We start from the raw sequence: 21703 nt of genomic DNA on the forward strand, positions 1-21703 counted from the left end.
TTTTTTACAGATCAAAGGAACTCTTTGACAATATAATACACTTAACAACTGCTTAATTTATTTGGATCATGGATGCAACGTAAACAACACACTCTACAGAAACTACTGTTATTACTGATCAGTGTGGGTTTATGGAGCACCTCTAGCAATGCCAGCAATCGCTATTATGCTGATAATACCTTAGAGCCTACCTCAGGCTTTGCTTGGGATTGGAGCGCGGGTGCGGGCTATTATGTTGAAGATTCTTATTTAGTTGGAATGGATTCTTACAGTGACGGCCTAGAACTTGATATTAACCTTGCTATTTCTTACGAACGCTTTTATTTAGATATTGATCATAGCCAACTCAGTGGCGGCATTATTATTGGTTATAGCATCATCAATAAGTATGATTGGGATCTTGATATTCTTGGCACTAATATGCAAGCTGGGTTTGATGAAACAGGACTCGACTTTTATAGCAGTGGAGTGGTGTCAGAACTTAAAGGAATACGAAGCCGAAAAAGTGACTTTGATACTGGCTTACGCCTTACCCGCCGCTTTGAAAACTCACAAATCTCTTTTGAATACTTACATGACATTTCCAGTGCTCATAATGGCTGGGTTGTAAATAGCTTTTTTAGTCATATTTTACCATGGCAAAACTGGGAGTTTCGCACCGGTGTTGGTATCAGCGCTTACTCAGCTGATTTCACCAATTACTATTTTGGCATTACAACAGAGGAAGCCACCGCTACTCGTGCGGTCTATCAAACAGACACCGCAATGAGTATGATTTTTGAATTCCACGCCGAGTACCCACTCAATCAACACTGGGTATTTTTAGGTGGCTGGCTATCTACCTGGTTTTCAAATGAAATTTCCAACAGTCCCATTGTATCTCAGGATTATCAGCATAAAGCCATGGTAGGCGTGCGCTATGTATTTTAAAACCACAGTAATTTTATTACTGTTACTTAACACAAAGCCGTTATTGGCCGATGGCGAAGAACCGCACGACAGTAGTTTAATTGCATTGCCCGATACCTGTGTTGCACTGCGAGAAGGACGCAGCTGCTATGCTGATATTGAGTTAAGCTGGCAACAAACTAGCATCGGTAATTACTGTTTACGTGATGCAACATCGAAGCATATTATGCAATGCTGGCTTAGACAAAATAGCGGGAAGTTAAATTATGCTTTTGATTCTGTTGAAAGCATTTCATTTGAGTTAATAAACAGCGATACCGGTAAGATCATTGCATCAAAACAAGTACAGTTGCAATGGGTGTATCAAAATCGCCAAAAGAAACGCCGCTGGCGGCTTTTTTAAAACGAGATAAAGCATGAATAATTACGGCACAATATTACTTGTTGAAGATGACGGCTCTTTAGCCCAGTGGGTGGCAGAGTATTTAACTGAGCAAGGCTACACAACTCATATTTGTGAGCGAGGCGACCAAGTTGTCAGTCATGTAAAAGAGCTCAAGCCTGACTTAATTTTACTCGACATTATGCTCCCCGGCCAAGACGGTATTAGTGTCTGTCGTGAACTACGTCAATTTTACCAAAGCCCTATTATTATGCTAACCGCTCGAGACGAAGAAATGGACGAAGTGATTGGTCTTGAAGTCGGTGCCAGTGATTATATAATGAAACCGGTCAGGCCGCGTGCATTACTAGCGCGGATCAAAGCGGCGCTGCGCGCCAATAACGATAATTCGGAGTCGCAAGCGGATGATACCATTATTCAGGTAGGCTCTTTAAAAATTGATACACAATCTCGCAATGTTTTTATTAATGATATTGATCAAGGGGTATCCAGCGCTGAGTACTTATTACTGCATTATTTAGCCTGTAACGCAGGGCAAGTTGTGTCGCGAGATGCTGTATTCAAAGCAACCAAGGGCCGTGAATATGATGGCCTTGATCGCAGTGTCGATGTGCTCATTTCTGCGCTGCGTAAAAAATTTAATGATGATCCCCAGCAACCTGAAAAAATTAAAACAATTTGGGGGCGAGGCTATTTACTCGTCGCAAGCGCTTGGTGATCGCCGCTAAGGTATACTGGCGAACGCTATGAAAAAGTTTTATCTTTCCTTATTAGCCAGTGCCCTACTCTCGATTGTGATATTAGGTTGGTTAATTGATGCTTTTAGTCAGCAAACTCATACCTCGCAGGATGAGTTTGGCTTTCAAAGTAAACTTTTAATGGGCTTCAGCCAGCAAATTGCCAGCCAACCCTTCATGCAAAGAGCAGACTACACCGCCTTACTTGCACAACAGTTTTCGTTGGGATTAAGTTATCGAGCCACGCAATCTTTAGCGCTGCCACCATCACTGCTAGAAGAGATCAATGCTGAAGGCGGACTGATTTTAGAAGATCAAGAAGGGTATTACCTACTCTACAGTAATGATTTGCTTGCGCCTTTTCATCTTAAATTACGTTTAGAAAAACCCCACGAACAAGATCAACAAAATGATATGTTACTTACCTTAATGTTTTACGCTGGGTTATGTGTGTTTATGGGGTTTATTATTGCACCATTAGCTAAACGACTAGGCGTGGTTAATGACGCAGCTAAAAAGTTTGCCAGTGGCGACTTACATGCTCGCATTCGGGTATCCCATTTCACTTACATTAAAGATGTTGAGCTTACTTTTAACCGCATGGCAAGCCAGATCGAAAAATTACTCGATGAAAATAAACTGATGGCCTCGAGTTTATCTCATGATATACGCACCCCCATTGCCTGCCTACGATTTGGCTTAGATGCGGCACTAGATAGTCATAGCGAAGAAAAAATAAAACATTATTTAAATCGTATGGAAGCTGATTTAGACCAAATGGAATCAATGTTGAAAAGTTATTTAGCATTTGCCACGCTTGAGCAAAAAGCCAACCAACTGACCTACTCACACACTGAGTTAAACAGCTACCTAAGCACCCTAATACAACAACTAGAGCCTAAGTTAGTACAGCAACAACTTGATTTACAACTTATCTGTCATGATAATTCTCATATTTATGCAGATTTACACTGGTTAGCACGCGCAATCACTAATCTGCTTAGCAATGCCTGTGACTTTGCCAAACAGAAAATTATTCTCACAGCATCAATGAAAGAGCAAACACTGATAATCACTGTTGAGGATGATGGTCCAGGTATCGAAGAGCAAAATTGGCACAAAGTTTTTAGTCCTTTTTTTCAAGAACAGAGTCATCGCAATCGAGCCGATCAAAGTTATGGTCTAGGACTTGCAATTGTAGCTAAAGTAGCTGATTGGCATCATGGCAGTGTAAGCGTAAATCGCAGTAAGCAGCTAGCGGGTGCATGCTTTACCCTTAAAATACATAACCCAGAACAATTGTAACTTTTATGTTACAGTTTACATTATCATAAATAACCTCATTATGATTAGATAACAACAACTTAAATTATAAATGTTAACAGCATTGGCATTCTAAGTTTTGTAAATACAGTCAGGCGTTAATTCTTCACGGCTGCAGTTAAAAATAAGAGCTTTTTATTTTTTAACATTTACAGTAGATTGTCAGCGCCGTCACTATATAGAGAAGAAAAAATAATTATGAGCGCAGTCAGAGGGGAGTTTAGCTCCCGTTTTGGATTCATTATGGCCGCAGCAGGATCTGCAGTAGGTCTTGGTAATATCTGGGGTTTCCCAACACAGACAGCCAGCAATGGAGGCGCGGCCTTTTTAATTGCTTACCTTGTATTAGCATTTTGTTTAGCTTACCCAGCACTGATGGCAGAGCTAACAATTGGTCGCCATGGTCAAGCCAATGCGGTTAGTTCATTGCGGAAAATTTCAAATAACCCGCTCCAAAAACGTTTTGCGTTTGTGGTCGGTTTTGGCGGTATCATATGTGCCGGACTGATCCTCAGCTTTTATGCCATTGTCGCCGGTTGGATGATCAGTGCCACTCTAGAGCCCATTGCGACTTTAGTGGGCAGTGAGAGCTCTTCAACTTGGTTGAGTGAGCAGTCACTCTCTAGAAACCTTATATTTACTGCTGGATTTATTATTCTTACTGTCGCAATCATTAGCCGCGGAGTAGAAAATGGCATTGAAAAATGGTCAAAACGCCTAATGCCCGCATTGCTGACTATTTTATTTGCACTGATTGTTTATGTGATGATGCAAGAAGGCGCTATGACAGGCCTAAAAGCCTACTTAGTGCCTGATTTCAGCTCTATTTTAGACCCTGAATTACTTGTTAGTGCACTGGGACAAGCGTTCTTTTCGTTGTCATTAGGCACTAGTGTGATGATCATTTATGGCTCTTACATTAGTAAAAAAGAAAATTTAGTTTCACTTGGCGCCTACGTTACCCTGATTGATGTGTTTATTGCTTTTGTTGCTGGGTTACTAATTATCCCTGCGATGTACGTTGCGCAGGCACAAGGGGTGGAAATATTCTCAGCTACTGGAGAGTTGCTTTCTGAAGACACTTTAGTATTTCAAGTATTACCCGCTCTTTTTGATGGCATGGGCACCATTGGCTTATTCGTTGGCTTTGCCTTTTTTGCATTGATGAGTATAGCTGCTCTGACATCATCTATTTCAATGCTTGAAGCACCGGTTTCGTATGCTGTAGAGCGCTTTGATCTTGGCCGTGTAAAAGCCACCTGGTTAATAGGAACGATTATAGCATTGGTGAGCTTTACAATAGTTCTGAACTTTAATGCGCTGTTTGGTTTAGTTATTGCGCTCACAACTAAATTTGGTCAACCTATTCTTGGTTTAATGTGTTGCTTGTTTGTCGGCTGGATTTGGTATCGCAACTCACTATTAAACGAAATACAACAAGGCTGCCCAGAAGTTGCTACCAGCCTATTTTGGAAAATATGGCCATGGTATATTAAATTCATTTGCCCAATTGCAATTGGTTTAGTGTTTGTCAGCTCACTATTAGGCTAACTCAAAAAACCGCTCTTTACACTGAGCGGTTTTTTAAAATCATATCTTGATGTGCAATATTATCTTCTAAATAAGGCTCGCCAATACATTGAAAACCCAGCGACTGATAAAACGCGAGTAAATAGGTTTGCGCGCCAATGTATATATCCTTGTTCGGCCAGTGCGTAAAGCAACACTGGATCGCCTCTTTAACCAATAACGCTGCTAACCCCTTACCTCGTTGTGATTTTTCAACCAGCACGCGGCCAATAGCGCTGTACTGCTCATTTTTCTCATAACAGCGTGCGTATGCAGCTAATTGTTCAGCCTCGAGCCAATAGAGATGCTGAGTTGTTACAGTGCAATCAATATCGTCTAATTCAGGGTATGGGCATTGCTGCTCGACTACAAATACATCGACCCGCGTGCGCATGATAGTAAACAGTACCTGCGCAGACAGTTGAGAAAATGGTTTTGTTGTTAATTGCATAAAAACTCCTAACATAAAAAAGCCCAGTCAATGCAGGGCTATTTACTAAGCTTAGCTAACTAACCGAGCTCTGGATAGCTAGGCAAGCAAACGTTCTAATTGATCACATAAATGCGAAAGATTAACGTGATCATGTTCAATCGTCAGGTCAACATAGCCATCGCCACGAAAACCACGATCAAGCTCAATTAAAACATGAGTTTTATGCGCTTCAGGCACAAACGATAGTTCAATCTCTTGAATACCGAACAAGCTACGGCTATTTGGTTTATATTCCAGCTCTTGATAACAACCTGAGACAGAGTTAAACGTACTAGCGCGTAAGAAGCCCTTTTCAACATCCGCTTTTACCAAGCTAAAACCCAGTTTATCCATCGCTTGCATAAAAGTAGTTACGGCATCATTTGGATAAATATGAAGATGATCTTTATCCGTAGGATCAAGTGCTAAATCAATATCTAAACCTGTTTCAAGCCAAACATGTGATTGGTTATAACCGGCGTTGATTTCGGTGATCGGTGTTTCTGAATGTAAGCGCGCTTCAAACGGAATGTGTTTTTGCTGACCCGGTTCAATTGTACCAATATCGGTTATACGCCACTTATCAATAATATGATTGGTAAAATAAGCACCGTCTTCACCTTCCACTTTTACGCGCGTCATTAATGCTAAATCAAGACCTGTTATTGCTTGGCTAACATCCCCTGCGGTGATCACTATTTGGGCATTAAATAGTTGCCCAGGTTGTAAATGCTCAGTTTCAAGCACGGTATCTACTGTTGCTGCACCAATACCGACTGATGCAAGAATTTTTTTAAACATCTATTTCTCCTTAAGCTTAATTCACCTAAACCTGAATCACGCTTAAATTCCTTTGTTACTGCATCTTAACCATATTTAAAAGCTGCTGTCAGTGAAAAAATAACTATTTTTTATGTTTTTAGCAGAATACCTAACTAAACGAGTGTTTTTCATACGCAGGTATACCCTTATACGCACAATTTATATGCATAATATGCAGGAATGATTTTCAAAAATGCTGATATTTCGCTACACTAGGTAACCAAATGAAGTGATATTAAGAATTATGGAACTATTATATTTTGCTGTCGCATTTGTGTGTGGCTTTGCCGTGTACCAACTTAAACTTCCTCCGCTAATCGGTTTTTTGATTGCTGGCTTTGTACTGAACTTATCTGGCTTTAAAACCACTGAGCTACTTAATACGATTGCTAATTTAGGGATCACGTTATTACTATTTAGTATTGGTCTGAAACTAAAAGTTAGCCATCTTATTAAGCCACAAGTTTGGGCCCCTGCCTCTTTACATATTATTATTAGTAGCGCTATTTTTTGCAGTTTGATGCTGTTCTTAGGCGCACTTTCGTTGCCATTATTTGCAGACCTAAGTTGGCAAAGTGCGTTGCTTGTTGGTTTTGCTTTTAGCTTTTCTAGCACAGTTTTTGCTGTAAAAGTACTTGAAGAACGTGGCGAAATGGCCAGCCTTCACGGCAAAATAGCCATTGGTATTTTGGTTATGCAAGATATCTTTGCAGTGATATTTTTAGCCATCAGCACAGGTAAAATCCCCAACGGTTGGGCTTTTGCGCTATTAGTTGCCTTGCCATTGTTACGACCAGTCATGTTTTGGGTGTTAAATCGTTCTAAACATGGTGAGCTACTACCTTTGTTTGGCTTTTTCTTTGCACTTGTCGTTGGCTATCATGCATTTGAATTTGCAGGCTTGAAAGGTGATTTAGGCGCGTTGATCATCGGTATGATCTTTGCTCCTCATAAAAAAGCCAGTGAGCTTGCAAAATCACTACTCAATCTAAAAGAAATTTTATTAGTTGGGTTTTTCTTAACAATTGGTTTAGGTGCTGATCTGACGCTCAACTCATTACTTATAGCGCTTATTATTGTATTGGTGCTACCAGTCAAAGTTGCCCTGTATTATATACTAACGAATGCCTTTAAGTTACGCGCTCGTACCTCCTTATTGAGTGCATTTACCTTAGCTAACTACAGCGAGTTTGGCTTGATAGTCTGTATGGTTGCTGCCAGTAGCGGGTTAATCACATCTGAGTGGTTGGCTGTTATGGCTATTGCAGTATCAATGACCTTTATCATTGCATCCCCACTAAATAAACGTTCAAACGAAATTTATGTAAAAATCGAAGCTTGGCTCATACGTTTTGAAAGCCCTACTCGCTTAGCAGAAGAACTTCCTGTGAACTTAAATGACACCAAGATTGTTATTTTTGGTATGGGTCGTATTGGCACCGGTGCATATGAAACAATTAACATCACCCATCCTGGCGTTGTAGCTGGAGTAGACATCAAGCCAGAAGTGGTCGAGAAGCATGTTTCACGAGGCCGTAAGGCGCTCTTGGCAGATGCAACCGATCCAGACTTTTGGCAACGGGTAAATCACTCCCATGTAGAGATGATCATGCTCGCGATGCCAAAACATATGCAAAACATTTTTGCTTTGGAGCAATTGCGTGCTTCGGGTTACCAAGGTCAAGTTACTGCCATTGCTAACTATCCAGATCAGCAAAAAGAACTTGAAGATATGGGCGTTGACTCTACTTATAACTTCTATTTAGAGGCCGGTAGCGGCTTCGCTGAGCATGTAAAACAAAAATTATTTCCATAATATAGAAAGGTTCTCAGTACCACAAAAGGTACTGAGAACTATTTTCATTTAATTTTCATATCCTTATATATAGCCGCCTGAAACAATCCCGCAGAAGTCCCCAAATAAGAGTCAAGCGCATTTACAAAGCTTTACATCCAGATTGGCATTTACCCATGAAAAAAGAGTAAACTGCACTTGTTGAGTAATACGTAAGTATCTATTTTTAGCACAAAAAAAGCCTTCTCATGTTTGTGTATACGTATTTATCGGCATTTTGTCTTTTACTATTAAATAAGGTTTTTAGATGAAAAATAAGTTTGCTACACAGTTTCAGACAGTGGCGGATGATGTAAATAACCCAAAACTGGTTGAACTTCAAAATCGCCTTGATGAAATACAAAGAAATGGAATGACAGCGTTAACAATGCGCGCAGTGCTATTTCAAAAAATGCTCGATATATATCAAGTGCCGGAAAATCATTTCTTGCGTGATAGCGAAACACCAAGCCGCATCGATGATCCGTCAATTATAAACAAACTTAAACAACTTGGATTTACCAAAAAGCATCAATACCAGATCCATTAGTAATTATGAGGGCCCTACTCTCCCTCATTAAATAGGCTGTTTCTTGCCCGTCACAGCCTATTTTCTCTCTCTCTTTTGTAATACACTTCACGCATAACCTAGCAAACTAAGTTAACCATGGATCCAGAGCTTTTAAAAATAGCGATTAATACAAAAATGCCATTTGGTAAATATGCAGGCCGCCCTTTGCTGTTATTACCAGAACCATACTTAGTCTGGTTTAAGCAGCAAGGATTTCCTCACGGCACACTCGGTGCTCAATTAGCAATGATGTATGAAGTTAAACTCAATGGCTTGGAGCAGATGCTCATGCCGCTTTTAAAAACACATAAATAAATTAAAAGTAATAAATAATGGAACTTACTTAGCAAAGTGAAGTCTACTCTTTTGCTACTTGTTGATTTTGGTTTTAACCGCAGAAAAGCGCCTATTAGGCGCTTTTTTTTTGAGTATCAATTTAGCCACAGATATAGCAATAGAAAAGGAGTTACTTACCCTGAACTCTGGTTACTTAGGCAAATAGATTGTAAATTTGGCGCCACCTAATTCTGAATTCGATATCGAACAGCTGCCTTGGTGCCAAGACACTATTTTTGCCACAATGGCTAAACCAAGCCCAAAGCCTCCAGTCTTTTTATCGCGACTTTTATCAAGTCGGGCAAAAGGTTTAAACACTGCATCCCATTGTGATTGTTCAATGCCAGGGCCATCGTCTTCGACCGATAAAATTAACTGCCCAGTATTTTCAACTAAGCTAATTCGCACTTCGTGACGAGCATATTTCAACGCATTGCCTACTAAGTTTTGGATACTGCGGGCGATAAAGTGACTGTCACAAGTGTAACTGCATAAAGCTGGTAATTGCATATTGAGTTTTATTTGCGTAGCAAAATCAAGTTTAGTGACAACACTTTCTACTAGCTGCACTAAGTTACATGTTTGCACCGTAAGATTAGGTTGTTGGCTATCAAGGCGAGCATAATCAAGCATTTCTTTAACTAACGACTCTAACTCCACAATATCTAATTGCATGTTATCGATATATTCAAAGGCTTTTTCGTCAGCTACTTTATCCTCAAGCATTGCCAACGCAAATTTTAAACGTGCCAGTGGCGTTCTAAACTCATGCGATACCGACGATGTAAGTTCTTGTTGAGCGGTTAATAAATGCTGAATACGCTGCTGCATAGCACTTAAGGTGTCGGTAATTGGTAAAAAGAATGATTTCGAGGTGGCGCTCAGCTCAAAGTCTTGTGATCCACCAACGGCTTCACAGGCCAGTCGCAACTTAGCAAAATCACGCCACAGTAAAAAACTCCATAAGCCAACAGGGATCCCAACGACACACAATAATAATAGATAAGGCCAAACGGATGAGAATACTGGCGCAGAAACGGTAATTGGACCCACTTGCAATAATTGCTCATTATCAACAACGATATACCAGATAGCTCGCTGTTGTTGATCAAATAGATAAATATAATTATGTAGGTTAAGTTCTTGTTGTTGTTGTGCGGGCAACATTAGGTCTTGTTTTTGTACTATTTCACTTTGAAAGCGAGTGGCTATTTTAGTAAGCCCTTGCGGGGTTTGCGCTAATAGCCATAGGGATTGACCAAACTCATCATCGAGCGCAATTTGTTGTTGACTGTCTTCATAGGGCCAAAGTTGTTCAATTACCCCACTGACTAAAAACAGGGAAACTATAATATACACATATAAACTTGCAAATAGTTTCCCCATTAATAGTTACATACCCCATGCATCGGAGACAAATAAGTAGCCTTGTCCCCAAACGGTTTTAATACGGTATGGTTTATCGCTGTTATCACCTAATTTTTTACGGATCCGAGATACACGTACATCTACGGTGCGGTCTAATCCATCATATTGGCGACCAATCATGTGTTGATGAACATGTTCACGACTTAGTACTTCACCGGAATTTGAAGCTAATAACCACAGTAATTCAAATTCATGGGAAGTGAGGGTGATTTCGTTATTCTTTAAGCGAACAATACGGCTGGTTTTATCAATACATAAATCGCCAAATTGTAATTCTTCTGGCGCTTTTACTGATGCTTGGCCACGGCGTAATAGCGCATTAATACGGGCAAGCAATACTCTTGGCTCAGCTGGCTTAATAACATAATCATCGGCACCAAGTTCCAAACCAATGACTTGATCAAAGTCTTCACCTTTGGCGGTCAACATTAATATTGGTAAGCTAAATTTATCTCTGACTTGACGACAAACACTAAAGCCATCTTTACCTGGCAGCATCACATCGAGGATCATCAAATCAACCGGATTGTTTTCAAGGTAACTAAACACTTCATCGCCACGGTCTAGCACCGCCACTTCAAGGCCATTATTTTCAAGATAGTCACGGGTTAATTGCTGTAACCCTAAATCATCTTCTACAAGTAAGATCTTTGCCATTTGCAGCTCCAAGATTAAAAAAAGCTCCACGGAGAACGTAATCGGCGCCGAGTTGTTTTAGCGCGAGTGCTCTGTACTTCAATGCGTGTTGTCGCCAGTAATTCATCCGTGTGAGGATTGACTAGGGAGTATATGGTTTCAACCTGAACACGCGCTTTATGATTGAATTCTTCTAAGGTAACCTGTTGCCAACATTGCAGTTGTTGATCTTCGCTGTATAAACAAACGTCCATTTTATGGGGCATATTTAAAGCAAATTTTACATCAACATCGCAAAAGTCTTGTTGTTCGGAAACCACACAGACTTTTGGAGTAACTGTTAATATATCTTTTTTTGCGACAGCTAACTTTGGCCATACCAACAAAAAAATGACGCACGCACCAAGTTGTAAATACTTCATATTAAAAAATATGATCAAACCCTATAAAGGCAGTCAGAGAATACGTTTGTTCAAACAGCGGACTGTCGTCAGCTAAGGCGGAATAATCATAATAAGCCAGATGAAAACGCAATGAGTTGGCTCCATTTAAGGGCCAGCGGGCATCTATTTTAGCATAAGGCTGCCAACTACTGCCAACCTCAATTGCACGAACTGGAGACTCTTTTTCTGTTACGCCATAAAAATATGTATTCAGTGCTGCCGATTTATACCAGATGCCAATAGTCGGCTTAATCTGTAACTCACCAATGTTCTTGTGCATTTGCCACTGCAGTGCACTTCGCCACCCGTCATACACTCCGGATACATCAGCTAATGCCTGCACGGAAAATACATGCTGCTGATAGCTATAATGGTAACTCAGGCCAGCATCGAGTGCCCATTTACGTTTATTAAGCTCACGGATATCTAGACTAGGTTGTTGGATTTGAAGTTCATTTTCACTGTTCGTAAATGAACTTTCTGATCTTAATGCAAAAATGTTACTTGGATGCCAATCAACAAAAAAACGAGTTTCCGAATTAAACTCAGTGACTAGATTAAAGGTATGTGGGGAGTCTTGTATCAGGCTATAGCCTAAGCGACCATTATCAAAAAAGAACTGTTCACCGTAATAAGCTATATCTGGGATCAACACTAATGGTAAATCACCTCCACCAGCTAATGGATTTGTTATGACTCCTAATCCCGTGTTAAGGCTCAAGTGCCACTGCCCTGTTGTTATATCCTGCACAGGCTCAATTTCTGATGGCTGTGCAAAACAAGGTACTGTAAGCCATACAGAGATGCAAAGCGCAGTAAGAATATTAACTATCGACTTCATTGTTGTTATTTATGCCAAAAGAGACAACCCAATATCGTTATCATAGCAAGGTATTAATAACTAATCCCTAGACGATTACAATCATTCACACTTTTGATACATATGGAACGATTCAAGGTAAATAAACTTTACATCTGCGTATTTAGACTCGGCTAAGGAGCTAAGCTATTAACGTTTTTCAGTGATTGAGCAATCTCCCATAATGCATTTAACGCGGCATCTGGTAACTCTTTACGTAATACTGCCAAACCAATCTCAAACCCGGCAGGGGCCTCTTTTTGATCACTGATCACCTGAACGCGATCTTTTAATGGGCTATTATCTAAAACAATTTTTGGCACCATGGCAATGCCTAGCCCTAAACTCACCATTGACACCATAGCTTCATGCCCCGCTACTTGCGCATAGATCTTTGCATTAATACCGTGCTTACGCCACCACAGCTCTAACCTTTGACGAGTAAAACCTTGCTCTGGCACTATAAACTCAAGCTCAGACCAATCTATCTTATCGCCAAACTGGGCCAGTTTTTCAGTGAGCAACGACGGAATACGTGGCGCGATAAATACCAAGGATGAATAACCAATACTGGCAAATGCAATTTGCGTCGGTAATTTATCAGGCTTTGCGGCAATTGCCATGGCTTCGTGTCCGTCAAGCACACGGTTTATTGCCACTGCGGGATCGCCAGTATTAAGCTTTATTTCTATATGTTGATGTTGCAAACGCAGTTGCTCTAATAGTTGATGCAAAAAACTATAAGAGGCCGTTACTGAACAGTAAATGCTTACTTTACCGTAAATAGTTTGCTCAGGATTTTGTACATTTGCTCGAAAACGCTGCCAATTAGCTAACGTAGCCGTTGCATAGTCGATAAACGATTCTCCTTCAGCTGTTAACTTTACACTGCGATTATCGCGACTGAATAATGCGACTCCAACTTCATCCTCTAACTGTTTAATATTGCGACTTAAGGTGGGAGCACTTATGTGGCATAACTCGCTGGCACGGGCAAAATGTAAGGTTTTGGCAAGTGCCAGAAAGTAATGTAATCGTTTATGGTCCATAGTGATCCCAATAGTTAGCGGTTATTAATTAAAGCATTTCATTTTTTGAAATACTTTAATGCAAATATATCATTTTACGCAAGGGTAAAAATTCCTTATGGTGACTTTAAGCAAAGCAGCAAGCGCTTGCATCTAACAAATACGAAATTTATAGGATACTAACAATGGCGAATTATTTTAATACTCTTCCCTTACGCGAGCAGTTAGCACAACTAGCACAATGTGAATTTATGGATCCGGCTGAATTTGCCGATGGTGTTGAAGCACTTAAAGGCAAAAAACTTGTTATTGTTGGGTGTGGTGCACAAGGTTTAAACCAAGGACTGAACTTACGAGATTCAGGTTTAGATGTTGCCTACACATTGCGTGATTCTGCAATCAGCGAACGTCGTCAATCATTTCTTAATGCGTCAGAAAATGGTTTTACTGTAGGTACTTACGAAGAATTGATCCCTACTGCTGATGTTGTGTTAAACCTAACACCTGATAAACAGCATACTGCGGTTGTAAACGCAATCATGCCGATGATGAAACAAGGCTCTACGCTTGCTTATTCTCATGGCTTCAACATTGTTGAAGAAGGTATGCAAGTACGTGATGATATCACTGTAATCATGGTTGCACCTAAGTGCCCAGGCTCTGAGGTTCGTGAAGAGTATAAACGCGGTTTTGGTGTCCCAACTCTTATTGCTGTTCACCCAGAAAATGATCCTCAGGGACATGGTCTAGCCCAGGCTAAAGCTTATGCAGCGGGTACTGGCGGTCATCGCGCTGGGGTATTAAAGTCTTCATTTATTGCTGAAGTAAAATCAGACCTAATGGGTGAGCAAACAATTCTTTGCGGCATGTTACAGACAGGCTCAATTTTATGTTTTGATAAGATGATCGAAAAAGGTATAGATGCCGGTTACGCATCAAAACTAATTCAATACGGTTGGGAAGTTGTTACTGAAGCACTTAAATACGGCGGCGTTACAAATATGCTTGACCGTTTATCAAACCCAGCGAAAGTAAAAGCGTTTGAATTAAGTGAAGAATTAAAAGTAATCATGCGCCCGCTTTACAATAAACACCAAGACGACATCATCGATGGTACGTTCTCTCGTGTAATGATGGAAGATTGGGCGAATGATGATGCAAACCTTTTGAAATGGCGTGCAGAAACAGCTGAAACAAATTTTGAAAAAACCCCTGCCGGTGATGTTGAAATCAGCGAACAAGAGTTTTTTGATAACGGTATATTGATGGTTGCAATGGTGAAAGCCGGTGTAGAATTAGCGTTTGAGACCATGACTGCAGCGGGTATTATAGCTGAGTCAGCATATTATGAATCGCTACATGAAACGCCATTAATTGCCAATACCATTGCGCGTAAAAAATTATTCGAAATGAACCGCACGATCTCCGATACTGCAGAGTATGGTTGCTACTTATACAATCACGCATGTTTGCCACTGTTACAAGACTTTATGCAAAACATCGATACTGATGTGATTGGTAGAGGCTTAGGCGAGCGCTGTAATCATGTTGATAACCAAACACTAATTGCAATCAACAAGTCGCTGCGTGAGCACCCTGTTGAAATCATTGGTACCAAATTGCGTGGCTACATGTCAGCAATGAAGAAAATTGTTTAACCCTGGAAAGTAACAATTTCGCTTGTTAGAAACCAAGCCCACATGCTAAACGCAGTGGGCTTTTTCATTTTATTTACTTTGTCAAAATACATCTTAGAGTAAATTACAAACTGAGTACTTACTCTAATAGATGATGAACTGCATGAAAAAAACATGCTAAAATACCCGCATAATTTGTAAATTCAGTACCCACAATGTCGTATAAAACTCTTAGTATCACGCGTAAGATCACTATTTTAGGGATCGCTATTGCCCTGTCAGTTGCCAGCTTAATTGGCATTACGGCGCTGTTATCCGCCAAAACCATTATCGAACAACGGATGATACAATCTGAGTTGCCCAGTAAACTACACGCAATTAATAACTATATCAGCTTAGAAATAAATGAATTGCTTAGTGCGGCCGAACAAGTATCAAGTAATCATTTTATACTCGCGTGGGCAAATAGTCGTGATAACAATGATGACGTTTTAATCAAAGAATTAAATCGTCTGGTAAAACAATACGGCTTAGCAACCGCATCATGGGCAAATCGCGATACCGCGCAGTACTGGAATCAAGATGGCTTTTTAAGAGTATTAGATAGGCAGCAAGATGGCTGGTTTTTTGATTTTAAAAACGCCAATCAAGCTTACTCTATTAGCTTATATCAAGAGCCTAATGGCGACACAAAAATGTTTGTAAATCATCAACAGATCAATGGCATCGGCTTAACCGGACTGGCAAAAAGTATTGATGATATGCAGGCACTGCTAAATAAATTTACTATCGAGCAAACCGGTTTTGTATTTATCACTGACGATAAAGGCGTAATTAAACTCCATCAAGACGTTAATAAAGTAGAAAAAACAAATCTAGATAGCTTGTATGGTCATCAAGTAAGTGGTCAATTATTAACAAGCAATGAATTTAACTTGCAAGAAGTCGAACTCAATGGCGACACTTTTTTCCTTGCGGCGAGTCCAATTAAAAACACTCAACTCTATGTGGTTGCACAAGTACCAAAAGCAGAAGTGTTTGCCGGGATCACCACTTTACAATGGCAAATTTTAAGTTTTGCTATCGCAATTGCGCTGTTGGCATGTATCGTTAGTTTTTTACTGGCTCGTTCGTTAGCTTCACCGCTATCAAAAATGGCAGAGTTATTTACTCGTTTAGGATCTGGTGATGCCAATCTAGCTTATCGTTTACCTCACAGTGACCAGCCTGAGCTATCAGCATTAACGAATGGTTTTAACCAATTCATTGATAAAATTGAAACCGCCATTGCGCAAGTCTCCCACGAAAGTTTAAAAATTCGTCAAAGCTCAGATCAGGTATTTACTCAAGCCAAGCATAACTCACAGGCAATGGACAACCAAAAAGAGCAGACTATCTCTGTTGCAGCAGCAATCAACGAAATGGGCGCGACAGTGCAAGAAATTGCCCACAGCGCCGCAACTGCCGCAAAACTGACCGAAGATAGTAAAGCGAATACATTACAGAGCCACCAGCAAGTAGTGCAAAGCCAACAGAGTATTACCGCATTAGCCAGTGATATTGACACAATTGCGAGACAAGTGACTGAGCTTGCCAATAAAACCCAGACTATTGCCAGTATTGTTGACTCTATTCGTGGTATTTCAGAGCAAACCAATTTATTAGCACTAAATGCAGCAATTGAATCAGCACGTGCTGGTGAACATGGCCGCGGCTTTGCCGTGGTTGCGGATGAAGTACGAGCCTTAGCCAACCGTACGTCACAATCAACGACTGAAATTCAATCAATGATTGAAGAGCTCGCGAAAACAGCTACCAATGTGGTTGAACATATTGCCCAGTCCAAAGATAAAGCTCAACACAGCGTAGCAACAATGCAAAGCTCTGTGCAGTTGCTTGATGCCATTACCAATACCGCTAATGAAATTAATGATATGGCAACCTTGATTGCTACAGCTACTGAGGAGCAAAGTAGCGTGGTTGCTGACGTCGGCCGCAATATTGAACAAATTAGTGAGATCAGCGATATGGCAATGCGAGAACAAATTGATACCGAGCAGGCGATCAAAGGACTTGCAACCAGCGCACAAACCTTAGCAAGTTTAGTCGCCACCTTTGAAAAGCGCTGACACAGTTTGTAACATTTAACATCTACCCCGACTAAAAAACAGACTAAACTTAATAAGTCAGTAATTAGTTGGGGTATGATTATGACAATATTAACGCGGCTTTATAAGCTAGCAGTCATTGTGCTGCTTTTTAGTATCTCTGCCTGTACCAGTGTGAGTAATCAACCAATACTCATCCCGCCACCAGTGACTGAAAACCAATCTTTCACGCTTTACCCGGTAGAAAGTAGTGAACAGATTTTTACCTTAAGCGATACAATAACACAACAACTCGATGCAGCCTTTCCAAGTACTAAACGCAATTTAAACACAACTCGAAAATTACTAAACTTTTTGTTAGAAAATGGCGATGCATCCTTACTATATCAAGCAGGGGCTACCCTAACCGCCAATCAAGCCTACCGAGATTTAAATGCTAACTGTTTATCATTATCGATTTTGGCCTATAGTATCGCGGAATATTTAGGCATGCAGGGGCAATTTCAAACGGTTCATATTCCTGAGTATTGGGCGCTAAATAAAGGCTATAACTTATTGACTGGGCATATTAATTTGATCGTCACACAGCGTCGTAACAACAACACTAATGTGACTTATGTGTATGACGCAAAAACCTCATTAGTGATTGATTTTGATCCGAACTCGCGAGGCGAGAAATTTCAGACGACCCCCATCAGCAAACAACGAATTACCGCGATGTTTTATAACAATAAAGGGGCAGCGGCAATGCTCAATCAAAATTATGATTTAGCCTATAGCTACTTTTTAGCGGCAACAAAAGCAGATAAATATTACTCTGCTGCATGGGGTAACTTAGCCGTATTACTTCGCCTTGATTCTCAGTATGATAACGCCGAATTAGCCTATAATTATGCTTTGCTGCTTAATAACGACAACAATACAGCACTGGGCAACTTAGCTTTACTGTATCAACTCACCGACCGTCCTGAACTGGCCGACAAGATTTTATCTAAACTTGATTTGAAGCGCCAAAGTAATCCGTATTATCATGTGTCATTAGGAAATAACGCATACCTTGAACAAAACTATCAAGATGCCATCAAGCATTTCAATAAAGCAAAAAGAATTGATGATAATATTCATGATAGCTACTTTGGTCTTGCCCGCACGTATTATCAGTTAGGTGATTTTAAGCAAGCGTATCGCCAATTACGTTTGGCTAATAAACATGCCGATTTTGACCATGATAAGCAACGTTATCAAAATAAATTACAGGCACTAAGTGACATGACCGCGCGAGTAATTAATCATTAACTATTTTATTTTGCTATTGAGCCTCAGCTTTTCAACATTGTGCCAAAGTAATAGCAGCGCGCAGCAACAGCTGATTGATGATCTGAGGCATCTGAGCTCTACGGCTCTAAGCGGTAGAAAAACCAATACCGACGGCGCGCATACCAGTGCCCAATACATTAGTACGCGACTGCAAACGCTCGGTTACAATACACAATTACAGCCGTTTAGTTACAGCCATGGCTGGTCTTCAAAAGCAACGGGGCAAAATGTAGTTGCGACTTTAAAACCACCGCACTTAGTCAAGACTCATTTGGTAATTACCGCTCATTATGATCACTTAGGTATGCGTGGTAACACTTTATATGCAGGCGCAAACGATAATGCCAGTGGCGTCAGTGCCTTGTTATTCCTAGCGCAACGCTTCGCACACACAAATCTGCCTTTCCAACTTAGTTTTGTTGCTACTGACGCAGAGGAAAATGGTTTACATGGAGCTGAATATTTTGTTAGTCAATTGCAAATCGACGACAGCGTAACCGTGCTAAATATTAATTTGGATATGTTAGCAGTAAAGCCGCCAAAAAAAATCTTATATGCCTTTGTCTCACATGCACAACGCAGTGCTTTACAAGCACAACTACAGCAGGTGCCTGAGCATAATTTAAAGATAAAAGTAGCTAGTTCATCAACCACAATGAACAGAATGACCCTCGGAGATAGTATTGATTGGCGCCGAGCAAGCGACCATTATGCGTTTGCTAAAGCCGGAATTGCTTATATTTACTTTGGTATGGGTCATGACCCCCACCATCATAAAAGTTCCGACCTACTAAGTAATATTGACCAAGCACTTTATATTGATGCTGTTAATTATATTGCCGTATTTATTAGCCAACTTGATATAAATGATATAAACACTCTTTGAGCTAAATTGTAGATAGTAAATATATTTTAAACTAAATTCAGGTTAGCAAAATCCCAGAGCTAACAAACACTCGCTTTTGTGCCTTACTTAAGCGTTTAATTTTTATCTCAAGCTTGCTGGCTTCACTGCGAGAACCGACTTCACATTGATATATTAAAGTCAGTGGCCCCTTCCCCTTTAAGTTTTTAGCCCCTTTGCCCGCTTGATGTGCGGCAAATCGTTTTGCCACATCCGTGCTGATCCCAGTGTACCAATGCCCTAAACGTGTTTGTACAATATAAAGTGACCACGTGGAAATCTTAGTTGTCATAGTATTTTCAGTAGTAGTTAAACTTTTTGCGGACTCAGAGGTCAAAATTACGCTCCAAACATCGATAGTAAAAATTAAGTCACAAACAATTACTCAAAAGGGTTTTACCTTAGGTGACTAATCGGTATCATGCAGTTTATAAAAAATAAGGATCCAAACAAACAATGCAGTCGTTAAAAACTTTTTCTCTTTGGTTTATCGTTGCTCTGACCTTAAGTGCAACCGCCGGTTGTTCTAGCTGGGTTTATCGTATCAACATCCCACAAGGTAACTTTTTAGAACAAACCGATGTTGACAAGCTTCGTATCAATATGACCCGTGAGCAAGTTCTTTATGTATTAGGTAAACCTGTTGCAGAAGACGCTTTCGATAAAAACACGTGGCATTACTTATATTCTTTTAACCTTGGCCGTGATAACGAACAACGTAAATCACTGACTATTAATTTTGAAAATGAAAAATTGGTATCGCTCAGTGGTGACTATGAACAACCCGCAGAGTTTAATACACCGCTTGAGCAATAACGCTCCAGTTCAGTAAATTACGAAAAGGTTAGCAACAGCTAACCTTTTTTGTTTGAGCTATTATTTAGCTTTATCAAGCGGTCGCCCACCTGTAATTTTATTAGCACGACCTTCGTCTTTAGCTTTTTCTGCACGTTTTCGTCGTGCGTCTTTAGGATCAGCAATTAAAGGACGGTAAATTTCAATTCTATCGCCATCCTCAAGCACTTGCGTAAGCTTGCAGGTACGGTTCCATATTCCTAAGGTTAATGCTAAGCCATCAATTTCAGGGCACTTAGCGAGGATACCTGATTGCATCACGGCATTTTCTGCCGTTGTACCAACTGGTACTTCAACAAGCAAACACGTTGCCGTGGTAGGTAATGCATACACAACTTCAACTTTTATCATCATCGCAGTCCATATACCTGTTTAGCGCGTTGAGTAAATGCATTCACCATGTTTTTTGCAACATCGTTAAATACGCGCCCAAACGCAAGTTCAATTAATTTACTCGCAAATTCAAACTCAAGCTGTAGCTGAACTTTACATGCATTGTCATCCAACACTTGAAAATGCCAACGCCCTTGCAAGGCTTTAAATGGCCCATCAACTAAGCGCAATGTTACTGTATTATCATCTACAAAGGTGTTTTCAGTAGTAAACCATTTTTTTATACCCGCTTTGGAAATTTCCAAACTTGCCGTCATGGTATTACCTTGCTGTGCAATAATTTTTGCATCCGAGCAATGGGGTAAAAATTCAGGATAAGCATCCACATCATTGACTAAATCAAACATTTCTTTGCTGCTATACATTACTAGCGCACTTTTTTCTATTTGTGGCATACTCACTCCCAACTGTGTGGGCGAATTTTAGCAAGCTTTGCGTTTTTCCCCAAACTTTCATGGCGCTTTATTTACAAACACTTTTTTATTAGCAAAAATAAAAAATCGATGTAAAAAGCAGAGCTTTACGTATAATATGGGCCACTATGGCTAAGAAAAATTCATCTAAATCGACAAGTAATACTATCGCGCTAAATAAAAAGGCGCGTCATGAGTATTTTTTACACGACAAGTTTGAGGCTGGTGTTGAACTACAAGGCTGGGAAGTAAAAAGTATCCGAGCTGGTAAAGTAAACATCTCTGAAACATACATTCACCTTAAAAATGGCGAAGCGTTTTTGCTTGGCAGTCAAATACAGCCTCTCAATAGTGCTTCAACCCATGTTATTTGCGATCCATTACGTTATCGCAAGTTATTATTAAGCAGACGCGAGCTAGATCGCTTAGTCGGTGCGACTGAGCGCGATGGCTATTCATTAATCGCCACTGCCATGTATTGGAAAAAATGCTGGGTGAAACTTGAGTTCCACCTCGGTAAAGGTAAAAAAATGCATGACAAACGTGAAGACGGTAAAAACAAAGACTGGTCTCGCGAAAAAGAACGGTTAATGAAGCACAAAGTTTAATCTATCTAAACAACCTCAAAAACGCCTAACCCAGTTAGGCGTTTTTATTTATATCCCTTAAATCCTTCTAACTGTATCAAATATAGTACACCTCTTTA

At 40.2% G+C, this 21703-nt stretch carries 24 protein-coding genes; 14 read left to right on the plus strand and 10 right to left on the minus strand.

Annotated features, from left to right (window positions below; genetic code table 11):
* The first annotated feature begins 72 nt into the window (after window positions 1-72).
* The 5 genes from H5200_RS05060 to H5200_RS05080 all read left to right on the plus strand — a co-directional run bounded on the left by H5200_RS05060 (window position 73) and on the right by H5200_RS05080 (window position 4923).
* Window positions 73-930, plus strand: coding sequence for a MipA/OmpV family protein (locus H5200_RS05060; RefSeq protein WP_149981433.1), 858 nt, complete (start codon window positions 73-75; stop codon window positions 928-930).
* Window positions 920-1312 (plus strand): DUF3019 domain-containing protein, encoded by a 393-nt coding sequence (locus H5200_RS05065; RefSeq protein WP_182761082.1) that lies wholly within the window; start codon window positions 920-922, stop codon window positions 1310-1312. The genes H5200_RS05060 and H5200_RS05065 overlap by 11 nt, the downstream gene beginning before the upstream one ends.
* Window positions 1313-1325: 13 nt before the next feature.
* Window positions 1326-2030, plus strand: coding sequence for a response regulator transcription factor (locus H5200_RS05070; RefSeq protein WP_149981435.1), 705 nt, complete (start codon window positions 1326-1328; stop codon window positions 2028-2030).
* A 28-nt stretch (window positions 2031-2058) separates the two neighbouring features.
* Window positions 2059-3354 carry an ATP-binding protein gene (locus H5200_RS05075; RefSeq protein ID WP_182719333.1) on the plus strand — a complete coding sequence of 432 codons (1296 nt, stop codon included), beginning with the start codon at window positions 2059-2061 and terminating at the stop codon, window positions 3352-3354.
* Between the two features lie 216 nt (window positions 3355-3570).
* The gene (locus H5200_RS05080; RefSeq protein WP_149981437.1) at window positions 3571-4923 is read left to right on the plus strand and encodes a sodium-dependent transporter; all 1353 of its coding nucleotides are present in this window, start codon (window positions 3571-3573) and stop codon (window positions 4921-4923) included.
* A gap of 16 nt (window positions 4924-4939) precedes the next feature.
* On the opposite strand, the gene H5200_RS05085 is transcribed toward H5200_RS05080, so the two are convergent.
* A complete protein-coding gene (locus tag H5200_RS05085) occupies window positions 4940-5392 on the minus strand; it encodes a GNAT family N-acetyltransferase (RefSeq protein ID WP_182719331.1) in 453 nt (150 codons plus the stop codon).
* Between the two features lie 78 nt (window positions 5393-5470).
* Window positions 5471-6214: a sporulation protein gene (locus H5200_RS05090; protein ID WP_145239228.1), complete on the minus strand. Its 744-nt coding sequence runs from the start codon at window positions 6212-6214 to the stop codon at window positions 5471-5473.
* A gap of 265 nt (window positions 6215-6479) precedes the next feature.
* Here H5200_RS05090 and H5200_RS05095 point away from each other — a divergent pair, with 265 nt between their 5' ends.
* The 3 genes from H5200_RS05095 (at window position 6480) to H5200_RS05105 (ending at window position 8955) form a co-directional block, all read left to right on the plus strand.
* A complete protein-coding gene (locus H5200_RS05095) occupies window positions 6480-8051 on the plus strand; it encodes a cation:proton antiporter family protein (protein ID WP_145239230.1) in 1572 nt (523 codons plus the stop codon).
* Between the two features lie 286 nt (window positions 8052-8337).
* Entirely contained in the window at window positions 8338-8619 is a 282-nt protein-coding gene (locus tag H5200_RS05100; RefSeq protein ID WP_145239233.1) for a hypothetical protein, read from the plus strand.
* 117 nt (window positions 8620-8736) lie between these two features.
* Entirely contained in the window at window positions 8737-8955 is a 219-nt protein-coding gene (locus H5200_RS05105; RefSeq protein WP_182719329.1) for a DUF3820 family protein, read from the plus strand.
* A 171-nt stretch (window positions 8956-9126) separates the two neighbouring features.
* Here H5200_RS05105 and H5200_RS05110 read toward each other — a convergent pair whose 3' ends face one another.
* From H5200_RS05110 to ilvY, 5 genes are all read right to left on the minus strand, one after another.
* The gene (locus H5200_RS05110; protein ID WP_182739676.1) at window positions 9127-10362 is read right to left on the minus strand and encodes an ATP-binding protein; all 1236 of its coding nucleotides are present in this window, start codon (window positions 10360-10362) and stop codon (window positions 9127-9129) included.
* A gap of 6 nt (window positions 10363-10368) precedes the next feature.
* Window positions 10369-11061 carry a response regulator gene (locus H5200_RS05115; RefSeq protein ID WP_145239242.1) on the minus strand — a complete coding sequence of 231 codons (693 nt, stop codon included), beginning with the start codon at window positions 11059-11061 and terminating at the stop codon, window positions 10369-10371.
* A 14-nt stretch (window positions 11062-11075) separates the two neighbouring features.
* Window positions 11076-11462, minus strand: coding sequence for a DUF3019 domain-containing protein (locus tag H5200_RS05120; protein WP_145239246.1), 387 nt, complete (start codon window positions 11460-11462; stop codon window positions 11076-11078).
* A gap of 1 nt (window position 11463) precedes the next feature.
* Complete coding sequence (locus H5200_RS05125) at window positions 11464-12324, minus strand: MipA/OmpV family protein (protein WP_182731025.1); 861 nt, start codon at window positions 12322-12324, stop codon at window positions 11464-11466.
* A gap of 152 nt (window positions 12325-12476) precedes the next feature.
* A complete protein-coding gene (gene ilvY, locus H5200_RS05130; protein WP_145239251.1) occupies window positions 12477-13391 on the minus strand; it encodes an HTH-type transcriptional activator IlvY in 915 nt (304 codons plus the stop codon).
* 164 nt (window positions 13392-13555) lie between these two features.
* Between ilvY and ilvC the strand changes: the two genes are divergently transcribed.
* The 4 genes from ilvC to H5200_RS05150 all read left to right on the plus strand — a co-directional run bounded on the left by ilvC (window position 13556) and on the right by H5200_RS05150 (window position 19318).
* The gene (ilvC, locus tag H5200_RS05135; RefSeq protein ID WP_145239254.1) at window positions 13556-15028 is read left to right on the plus strand and encodes a ketol-acid reductoisomerase; all 1473 of its coding nucleotides are present in this window, start codon (window positions 13556-13558) and stop codon (window positions 15026-15028) included.
* Window positions 15029-15222: 194 nt separating this feature from the next.
* Window positions 15223-17136 carry a methyl-accepting chemotaxis protein gene (locus H5200_RS05140; RefSeq protein ID WP_182761083.1) on the plus strand — a complete coding sequence of 638 codons (1914 nt, stop codon included), beginning with the start codon at window positions 15223-15225 and terminating at the stop codon, window positions 17134-17136.
* An 81-nt stretch (window positions 17137-17217) separates the two neighbouring features.
* Window positions 17218-18411, plus strand: coding sequence for a tetratricopeptide repeat protein (locus H5200_RS05145; RefSeq protein WP_182761084.1), 1194 nt, complete (start codon window positions 17218-17220; stop codon window positions 18409-18411).
* Between the two features lie 37 nt (window positions 18412-18448).
* Entirely contained in the window at window positions 18449-19318 is an 870-nt protein-coding gene (locus H5200_RS05150) for a M28 family peptidase (protein ID WP_246175529.1), read from the plus strand.
* 37 nt (window positions 19319-19355) lie between these two features.
* On the opposite strand, the gene H5200_RS05155 is transcribed toward H5200_RS05150, so the two are convergent.
* Complete coding sequence (locus H5200_RS05155) at window positions 19356-19673, minus strand: GIY-YIG nuclease family protein (protein ID WP_182761085.1); 318 nt, start codon at window positions 19671-19673, stop codon at window positions 19356-19358.
* A 119-nt stretch (window positions 19674-19792) separates the two neighbouring features.
* Between H5200_RS05155 and H5200_RS05160 the strand changes: the two genes are divergently transcribed.
* Window positions 19793-20152 (plus strand): outer membrane protein assembly factor BamE, encoded by a 360-nt coding sequence (locus H5200_RS05160; RefSeq protein ID WP_145239264.1) that lies wholly within the window; start codon window positions 19793-19795, stop codon window positions 20150-20152.
* A gap of 60 nt (window positions 20153-20212) precedes the next feature.
* On the opposite strand, the gene H5200_RS05165 is transcribed toward H5200_RS05160, so the two are convergent.
* Window positions 20213-20542, minus strand: coding sequence for an RnfH family protein (locus H5200_RS05165; RefSeq protein ID WP_145239596.1), 330 nt, complete (start codon window positions 20540-20542; stop codon window positions 20213-20215).
* Window positions 20542-20979, minus strand: coding sequence for a type II toxin-antitoxin system RatA family toxin (locus H5200_RS05170; protein ID WP_149981450.1), 438 nt, complete (start codon window positions 20977-20979; stop codon window positions 20542-20544). The genes H5200_RS05165 and H5200_RS05170 overlap by 1 nt, the downstream gene beginning before the upstream one ends.
* A 146-nt stretch (window positions 20980-21125) precedes the next feature.
* Between H5200_RS05170 and smpB the strand changes: the two genes are divergently transcribed.
* On the plus strand, window positions 21126-21605 hold the full coding sequence (gene smpB / locus H5200_RS05175; RefSeq protein WP_064666579.1) for an SsrA-binding protein SmpB: 480 nt from the start codon (window positions 21126-21128) through the stop codon (window positions 21603-21605).
* The last annotated feature ends 98 nt before the right edge of the window (window positions 21606-21703 follow it).

Origin of the sequence: Pseudoalteromonas sp. SG43-7, assembly GCF_014164295.1 — a bacterium.
Taxonomy (GTDB): Bacteria; Pseudomonadota; Gammaproteobacteria; order Enterobacterales; family Alteromonadaceae; genus Pseudoalteromonas; species Pseudoalteromonas rhizosphaerae.